Origin of the sequence: Luteimonas panaciterrae, assembly GCF_020511115.1 — a bacterium.
In the GTDB taxonomy this organism is placed as follows: domain Bacteria; phylum Pseudomonadota; class Gammaproteobacteria; order Xanthomonadales; family Xanthomonadaceae; genus Luteimonas; species Luteimonas panaciterrae.
The window spans coordinates 1-8,212 of record NZ_JAJAVH010000032.1 but is presented as its reverse complement, the minus strand read 5'-3'; the positions used below and the strand labels follow the sequence as shown (position 1 = coordinate 8,212).

General features: G+C 56.4%; 6 protein-coding genes. 5 read left to right on the top strand and 1 reads right to left on the bottom strand.

The features are described 5' to 3' along the window. Positions 1-585 precede the first annotated feature (585 nt). Complete coding sequence (locus LG367_RS18010; RefSeq protein WP_226470652.1) at positions 586-2,076, top strand: hypothetical protein; 1,491 nt, start codon at positions 586-588, stop codon at positions 2,074-2,076. Positions 2,077-2,855: 779 nt separating this feature from the next. Here LG367_RS18010 and LG367_RS18005 read toward each other — a convergent pair. After that, positions 2,856-3,068 (bottom strand): hypothetical protein, encoded by a 213-nt coding sequence (locus LG367_RS18005; protein ID WP_226470651.1) that lies wholly within the window; start codon positions 3,066-3,068, stop codon positions 2,856-2,858. Between the two features lie 737 nt (positions 3,069-3,805). On the opposite strand from LG367_RS18005, the gene LG367_RS18000 reads away from it, so the two are divergent. From LG367_RS18000 to LG367_RS17985, 4 genes are all read left to right on the top strand, one after another. Next, positions 3,806-3,955 (top strand): hypothetical protein, encoded by a 150-nt coding sequence (locus tag LG367_RS18000; RefSeq protein WP_226470650.1) that lies wholly within the window; start codon positions 3,806-3,808, stop codon positions 3,953-3,955. 237 nt (positions 3,956-4,192) lie between these two features. Next, positions 4,193-6,151, top strand: coding sequence for a M4 family metallopeptidase (locus LG367_RS17995; protein WP_226470649.1), 1,959 nt, complete (start codon positions 4,193-4,195; stop codon positions 6,149-6,151). A 247-nt stretch (positions 6,152-6,398) separates the two neighbouring features. Further along, a complete protein-coding gene (locus LG367_RS17990) occupies positions 6,399-7,352 on the top strand; it encodes a glycoside hydrolase family 18 protein (protein ID WP_226470648.1) in 954 nt (317 codons plus the stop codon). A 231-nt stretch (positions 7,353-7,583) separates the two neighbouring features. Next, positions 7,584-8,212: ATP-dependent nuclease (locus tag LG367_RS17985; RefSeq protein ID WP_226470647.1), on the top strand; the 629-nt coding region annotated here is incomplete at its 3' end.

Sequence of the window (8,212 nt, the reverse complement as noted above, 5' to 3'; positions counted from 1 at the left end):
AGGTAGCCAAGGGCGAAATGGCCTGGAAGTAAGCAGGTCGCCCCCTTCACTCTTGAGCATTTCGGTCTTGAGTTCGGCCTAATCGCCAAATTGCTGGAAGTAGATGATGACGTTTGGTCTGTTGAGATGCAGCCTGGCAACTACATGGCCTTTTTTGAGCCATGGGACAGCGGAGAATACGAGACTTGATGAAACCGAAGCCGCTGCCTCGCGACGGGCGGCAGGATAGACCACATGATTTACCCCGGATCGCCGACAAAATTTCTCAACTCAGGCAATGAGCTGTACAGGTAGTACACGAAAAACATGAGCTGGGTATGCGCCACCTGTGGGAACGATGCGCGCCCAACTGCCACAGATCGCCGGGGCGGGCGACCCGATGCCTGATTCCACGCGCGGTGTCGCCCGCCTTGCACGTGGCATTCACATCCGTGTTCGCATTTTGGCTGCGCAATGAGCAACAGTTCCGACTAGGAAACAGCTAGTCGGTGTGGGGCCTGAATCGATTTCTCGGTTTTGCCGCGATAACCGGAGTAGATCGGTTCGGCGGTCACCGATGGCCGTACCAGGACAGGAGAGACAGGTATGTGCATCAGAACTTCGATCACCGCTGCGCTTGCCATGGCGGCCTTCGCACTCTTGCCGTCGGTGCCCGTGCACGCGCAGGGACTGGGTACCCTGGGCGGCAATGTCTGTAGCGCCGTGAACACGAACGATTCGGGCGCGGTCGTCGGAACATGCCGCGACGCTGAGGGCGATGTGGGCGCCGTTTACTGGGCCCCTGGTACTGAAATCCCGGTGCCGCTCTCCATGCTGGAGCCGGATGGCCCCTGCAGTGTCTACGACATCAATAACGGCAACATCGCGGTCGGCAACTGCGAGAAAGGTGCGGCGGGTGAGTTCTTCCCGGTGCGTTGGACCCTGTCGTTACCCGGTAGCCTGCCGCAACGGCTGAACCCCCTGCTTGGTCACGTGAACGCGGCGGCGGGGATCATCAATCACGCCGGCGTGGTGGGGGGCGCCAGTCTCGACGGCGGCGGCAGTCCGCGCGCGGTCATCTGGCGCGCCGGACAAACCGCGGCGGTCGAGCTGCCGGAGCTGGGATTGCTGCCGCCCCTGCTGACCAGCAGTACGGGGTGTCAGATCGCCGACATGACCGACGATGCCAGCCCAATTGTGGTCGGAACCTGCTCGCTGGACGAGGGAGGAAGTATTGCGGTGCGATGGCAGCCGGGTGTGCTGGGCTACACTGTGAGCGCGCTTCCCCGCTTGCCCGATGGCTCCAACTGCGTGGCGGCTGCCATCAATCAGAGTGGGCAGATTGCGGGCACTTGTGAGACTGCGACCGGCGACATCGTCGCCGTGCGGTGGGCGGCCAACAACACGCTGACGTATCTGGACGATCTGGAAGTCTCGGGCCCGTCTCGTGAACAGCTTGCTGTCGCCGACATGAATGAGGGCGGCGTCATCGTCGGCAACTACCTGACGGATGAGGGCTACAGCCGCGCGTTCGTGTGGTCGCCTGTCAACAATCCGGCGAGTGAGGAAGCGCTCGACATCGGAGGACTGGGCGGGTTCTGGACGACGATCATCGACATTGCCGATGACGGTACATTCACGGGGGTCGCCCAGACTAGTGATGGACGCGTCGAAGGATTCGCGGGCAGCGCGACCCTGGAGATTGCGGGGATTGGCACGCTGGGCGGCTTCACCAGTGCGCCGGCAGCGCTCAGCGACAGTGGTAACCACCTGGTGGGGACGAGTCAGACAGCGGCGGGGTTCGGCAATGCGTTCCTGCTGTCGGCGACCCTGACAAGGCTGACCCGCGCATCGGCCTCTCGCACGCAATCGAGATTGGCACGGCTCCAGTTCCTAGAAACAGAACCAGCTGCCATTAGTAATTTGATAGACCCCGAGCTCCAGCCCGTCCTATATGAAGGCGATATCCTTCTGACCGAAGACCAATCAGCACATCTTCTTGATGAGGAGACATTGTCTTTGAAGAGGAGACATTGTCGGGAGGTGATAAGAAGCAGGATTTGTGGACTCAAGAAAATTATCTGGCGACACGGTTGATTGGGATCATTGCCCCTATTTTAAAACTATCTGTTTTGGCGAACCGGATATTGTAGTAATCGGTTGAGGGTTGGCGTCGTCGCAGGCGAGTTGGTGATCGTTGCCGGGCAACGGCCATGGCGGTTGCAAGAATTAGACTTCATGGGCCGGGCGCATAGGCCAGTTACGCGAATTGTGCAGGGTGTGAACCCGAGTTCGCACCCTGTCGCTATCGAGGTTCCGCGGCTTGGCCGCCCGCCCTGTTGCAGTGCGGGAAGGACCCGCTATTAAGGAAGCTGTCTGAGGCAGTTTCGCGACGTTAAGGAAGCTGCCTATCGGCGCTTGCGCCGCAGTTGATCGTGTCTGTCTACTACCTAGAAAAGTGGCCGTATCGAGGTTGATCGAAGAAGCCTCGTTACCACCAGTCAGGCTGCAGCAAAACTGGCGGCAGCGAGAGTGGAGTGAATTTCCGCTCTCAGCTTTGACGTGAGGACTACATCAAGGGCAATACGGCCAGCCTGCCTGATAGGCTACTTGGAAACCGGGGGGTAAGCGTCAGGCAAGCATATCGATATTTGTTGTGGTGAGAACGCACATCAGCGCACATTGCGTTCGGGCAGGGGAGGGCTCGTCTCGGCGAAGCGGAGTGGGGCGTTGTTGAGTTGCACGACGATCAGCGCCAAGGCGAACTGCCAATGGCGCTAGGCCGTCTTGCGATCGCGCCTGATACGTCCGCAGATCTCGCGCTCGGGAAGATAGGCCGCGCGCCACCACACCAGCTTGCGCTGCTCGACATTGAGTCAGCGCAGCCAGCGCACCATTTCATCGAAGCGATCGAGCGCGGCAGGCGAAGGCTGAATGCGCAGAATGATCTTCTCGTCGGCATAGCCCTCCCACGCGGCGGTTGAAGCCCGGCCAGGAGTTGAAGTGCCCTTGTACGCCGAGCGGGCGGAAGGCGATGCGCCGTCAATGCCGCCTCTTGAAAGCGATCGGCGACCTGCTTGATGGTCCACGTCTGCATCGTGCTCACCTAGCCCACTTCGGACGGGTGAAAAAATCGTGGACTACGGCGAGAAATTCGGGCAATCAGCGGGCGCCGACCAGTTGTGCGTGCCACGCCGTGGACGTGGCCGATGAAGGCGATCGTAAGTCAGGTCGTTGCTATTCATGGAGTGCTCCTAAAACATTGATTCGCTTGAGTGGTGACGAAGGTGACGCAGCTACTGATTAGTCTCTACGCGCGCGCACGTAGAAAGAATCAGGTGAGGAGTCACCTTGGTCACAGGCATCGGTGTCGTCGTAGTCCTGCTCCGGCAACAGGGGTTTCAAAGCAGGCCGGCGATGTCCTTCACTCCGCCATGCAGCCGCGTCCACTCGAACCCTTGTGAGACGAGCTGCTCCACGAACCAACGGATGCCCTGGCTTGTGGGGTTAGGCAGGAGCGCACGACCGTCAAGCAGACCCTGCGCCTTACGCTGCTGGCGCTGGACATCGTGCGCGCGATTCTCGATGGGAAGCAACCGCGCACCATGACAGTGCGGGCAGTGCGGCACAACGTTCCGCTGGATGTGGAGGAGCAGTGGCGGCTTTGGGGTTTTGTGTCTATTCCGGGGAACATATCACCTGCATAAGTCATCCGATGGCGGTTATGCGGTGGTGATCCCGATCGCGCTGCGGCGCCGCGGCTGAAGTCTGGTGAGGTGGACTCGATCTCGGCACTGTCGAAACTGGAGGGATAGAGCGGGCAACAATGAGCCGCTGCCTGACGTTGACCACGCTCGCCCTTGAGATCGTGCAGGCCATCCTTGAGGAGACGATCAATCCCGGCCTCACGCTGATGGAACTGTCCACCGGCACACCGTTGCTGCGGGAGGAGCAGCGACGGAAATTTCTCAGATGAAGGTAGGGGGAGGCTTGCCGCGTGTCGTTTTTTTGAAACAAACGACTCATCGGGAGCGTGGAATCATCAAAGATTGATTTTCTGAGTATTGAGGCTCGATAAGAATAGGCAATGCAGTTGCATGCATTGAGAACGGTGAATGTGTCGCTCCCAGAGGGGACGGCCTTGTAAGGTCGTGCATCGACATGGGAGGCCGAATTCATGCAAAGACTCAACCCAAATTAGGAGCACATGTTCATGTCCATGAAGAAAAATATTCTCACAGCATCTATCGCACTCACTATGGCTGGCGTAGCCGGAATAGTTGCTTATTCCAGTGACGTCCTCAGCACGAACGGCGGAAATGTGTCCACGCGGGCCGATGTCGTATCGAAACTTTCCGCAGGAGAGCAGCATACCGCGATGGCGCAGGTCCCTGGCAATCAGCAGGGCATTCTCTTGACGGTAGAGGCGAAGAAGCAGGCCGCCATCGTTCGCGCCGAGAACATGCTACGCGAGCAGAAAATTGCGAAGGCGGCCGCTGCCGGCAGGACCGCGAGTAATGCCGCTCTTGCGGCGGAAAGTTACCAGGCAAAAGACGTTATCGTGGAATCGGATGGCAGCGAATACGTGCGAATGGATCGGAAGTATCGCGGCCTGCCGGTCGAGGGAGGAGATATGGTGGTCCATTCCAAGAATGGGCAGTTCCTGTCCACGACCAATACACTCGACTTGATCGTGCCAGATGCGCAATCCCTCGCATCCGATCCACTACCTAGCATTACCGCGCGGCAGGCGATCGATTTGGCCAGCCGGAACTTCAAGACCGAGGCACTCAACAAGCCGACGACCGAGATGGTCTACTTCGCGAAGGACAACCAGCCCACCTTGGCATATCAGGTCCATCTGAGTGGACTGGGGGACGATGGCATTCCAGTGGACGACCTGATCTACGTCGATGCGAACAACGGAAGCTATCTTGGCCGACGGAGCAACGTGCTGGCCCTGGCCGCCGAAGGTTCGGCGTTCACGCTCAACAGGGGGAAGGTTTCGATCAGCACCAGCCAGGTGACTGCCGCCGAGAACCCCTCGGGAGCCGGTTTCGTTCTGATGGATGAAACCCGTGGCAATGGTCAAACGAAGGATTTCGGCGGCAAGGACACCTCGGATCTCGCGCTTATGGCCGCCATTGGCGCCGCCGCTCTTAAAATAGACGCCTTGGAAACGAAGCCATTCTTCGATACCGATAATCTCTGGGGCGACAACCAAGTCGATCTGACGCAGCGGATAGGCGCCGAGGTGCACTACGGTATAGCTAAGACGTGGGACTACTACAAAAGGCAGCACGACAGAAGTGGCATCTATGACGATGGAAAAGGTGTGACCGCAATCGCCAATCTCAGTTCCATGACGCATATCTTGGAAGGCGGCAGTATAGAAAGGACCAATGCGTTCTGGAACTCGCAGCTAAAGACGATGTTCTATCTTAACGGCGATGCCGGCGTATCGAATCCCCTGGTCGCGCTTGACGTGGCAGGTCATGAGATGTCACATGGCGTTGCTAGCGCGACGGCCAATTTCTTGTCCAGTGGTGACGCGGCGGGCTTGAATGAAGCCAATTCCGACATCAATGGTACGCTGGTCGAGTTCTTCGACAACAATTCGAAGGATCCGCCGGATTACCTGATAGGGGAGAGCGTCAGAGTCGACGGGAAGCCATTTCGCTATATGTTCAAGCCGAGTCTCGATACGAGGTCGGGCACCTACCACGACAAGCCGTACACCCTCGCTTCGTACGATTGCTATCCGGATGTCGGATTTGACTATTCCGTGACCGATGAAGTCGGAAAGGCGAAGGTCGACTCGCACTTCACCTCCGGTATTGGTAATCACTTCTTCTACCTATTATCCGAGGGATCGAAAGTTCCCGCGTCACACAGGAAGAGCCTGACCAAGGCCGATCTTGTGTGTAATGGCAGCACCAGTCTGGTGGCCATCACCAACAAGACGGCGGGCCAGATCTGGTATCGGGCGCTCCGGCTGCATATGACCTCGCAGACCGATTATCCCAAGGCACGCGAAGCAACGCAGAAGGCCGCCGCGGAATTGCAGGATCGTGGTCTGTTGACTGCCAAGCAGAGCAATGCCGTTGCCTGTGCCTGGGATGCAGTGAACGTGCCGCTGCCACAGGGTTCAACGGAAGCTCAATGCCGATGAAGCGCGTGATGTAGCGACAAGAATGGGCGATTCACACCAACAGGAAAACGACCCCTGCCACATGCAGGGGTCGTCCTCTAAGGAATGCATCAATCCTGGCAGATTGCCTCTAGGTAGGGAGGGAACTGCCTAGATTCGTTATTAGTACGGACGTATGCGCTAGATAGAGTGAGTTGGATCGATCTAATTTCTTAGTGGTTGGTCACAAATATTGGGATGACGGCATCAGATGACATGTTGAGTAGTGATGGACCGAAGCGTCTGCAGGCACAAGAAGGTTCACTCCAATCAATCGAGCTTTTTAAAGAACGCGGGAGATCAGTCGATGTTAAGTAAAACTACACTTTGGATTGCCGGTCTAATTGCTGTTTTCGTAAGTAGCGAGGTGTTCGCCGCGCGAAATATCGTGTTCTTGAATAACCCTTCAGTGCAAGATGTGAAGGATGTGGGAAGTTATATCGTGAATGGCACCGGCAAACCGTTCTTCTCCGATCTGGTCCTGTTCGCTGCCAACATTAATGGTAATGACCCCAATACGCCGATGCTCTATTACAACACTGAAATGAGCACAATCCTGAAAGACAACATCCACGTCGTAAGAGAGCTGCAGAAGAAAGGCATCAAGGTCCAGATTTCGTATCTGGGCAATCATCAGTATGCGGGCTGGTCATGCGATATGTCTGCACAGACTGCGACGAAGCTTGCCAACGCAATGGTGGCGGACGTGGTGAAGTATGGCCTGGATGGCATCAACGTCGACGACGAATATTCGAACTGTAATGGCAACAAAAAGGCGTTCTACTCGGTCCTCAAAGCCATTAAGAGCAATCCGTATTTCTCAAGAAAAGTGCTGACAAAAGCACTATGGAGCGACTTCCAGTATTTTTCCTCAGCACAGTACAATGTGGCGACTCAGCTGTCCGAAGGCTATGAGATGACCTATGGTGGTGACGTCGGTAATCTGAGGCCATATGTCAACTACGGAATGAACGAGAGAATCTTATTTCTCGGCATCTCTCCTCAATATACTTTGGCTTCTGAAGCGCGTCCAATCGTTAAAAGTATTGTCGATGGCGGCTACGGAGGAGTGATGATTTGGGCGCCAAACGCGTTCTTAAACACGACTTCTGCCTCCCAGTTCTACACCGAGATCGTCAAGGCCCAGGTTGGCGAAGGTGAATTTGTGAAATTTGTTCCTTGAGAGCGCAATTGCGGAAAAGTCATGAGATTGAATGACGTTAGATAAAATATTGGGTATCAGTAGAGGCAATGCTGCCATGTTTGCTGGAATTGGTTTCTATTAGTATTCTGTAAACGAAATATCGATTTGATTGGTGAGGGTGTCTCTAAAGATATCCAAAGGACAGGTTGACGCGTCATCAGTTCCTCATGGGGGGGCGAGATAGTGTGGCAGTGATCTGTTGTGGAGCCCATGGGGCAAACGCCGGCTAACGTCAATAACTTCGACTCCGCCGCTGCGGTTCATTCCGCAGCGGCGGCCTACTTCCTTGACCGAGACGAGTCTATATCGGCCACAGTCTCGCACAACGAAGTCGGGTTGCCGCTGGATGCGGCGGGAACAGGGTTCCTTCAAGCAGTGCAGATTCTTGCCTATGCGGCCAAAGATGCGCCGCCACTGCTATTGCTAGACGAGCCTGACGCACACCTGCATCCGGATCGTCAGCGCCAATTGGTCTGTTTGCTTTCGGAGCTTGCGGGGGAAGGAAACTTTCAAGTGATCATCGCGACGCATTCCCGTCACGTCATTGACGCGCTGGATGAGGATGCAGCCATTCATTGGGTCACTGGTGGTGAGCTGCACTCTCCCGAGGATACAGATGTCATCTCTGTTCTGACCGAGCTCGGCGCTCTGGATAAGGGTGACCAGCTCAGAGGAGGTGCAATCGACGCCGTCGTGCTAACAGAGGATAAGCATTCCAAAGTTCTCGTCCCTTTACTCGTTTCTGCTGGTTTCGACGAGGAGCGGACCCGCCCAACTCTACGCGCAGTTGCTACCGAGTGGACTTCAGTAGCCGATTTCGGGTTCGTCAGTCGGGGGAG

Bases quoted from the DNA above. Each gene is read 5' to 3' on its own strand.
- LG367_RS18010 (WP_226470652.1), top strand. From the start codon at position 586: ATGTGCATCAGAACTTCGATCACCGCTGCGCTTGCCATGGCGGCCTTC.
- LG367_RS18000 (WP_226470650.1), top strand. From the start codon at position 3,806: ATGAGCCGCTGCCTGACGTTGACCACGCTCGCCCTTGAGATCGTGCAG.
- LG367_RS17995 (WP_226470649.1), top strand. From the start codon at position 4,193: ATGTCCATGAAGAAAAATATTCTCACAGCATCTATCGCACTCACTATG.
- LG367_RS17990 (WP_226470648.1), top strand. From the start codon at position 6,399: ATGGACCGAAGCGTCTGCAGGCACAAGAAGGTTCACTCCAATCAATCG.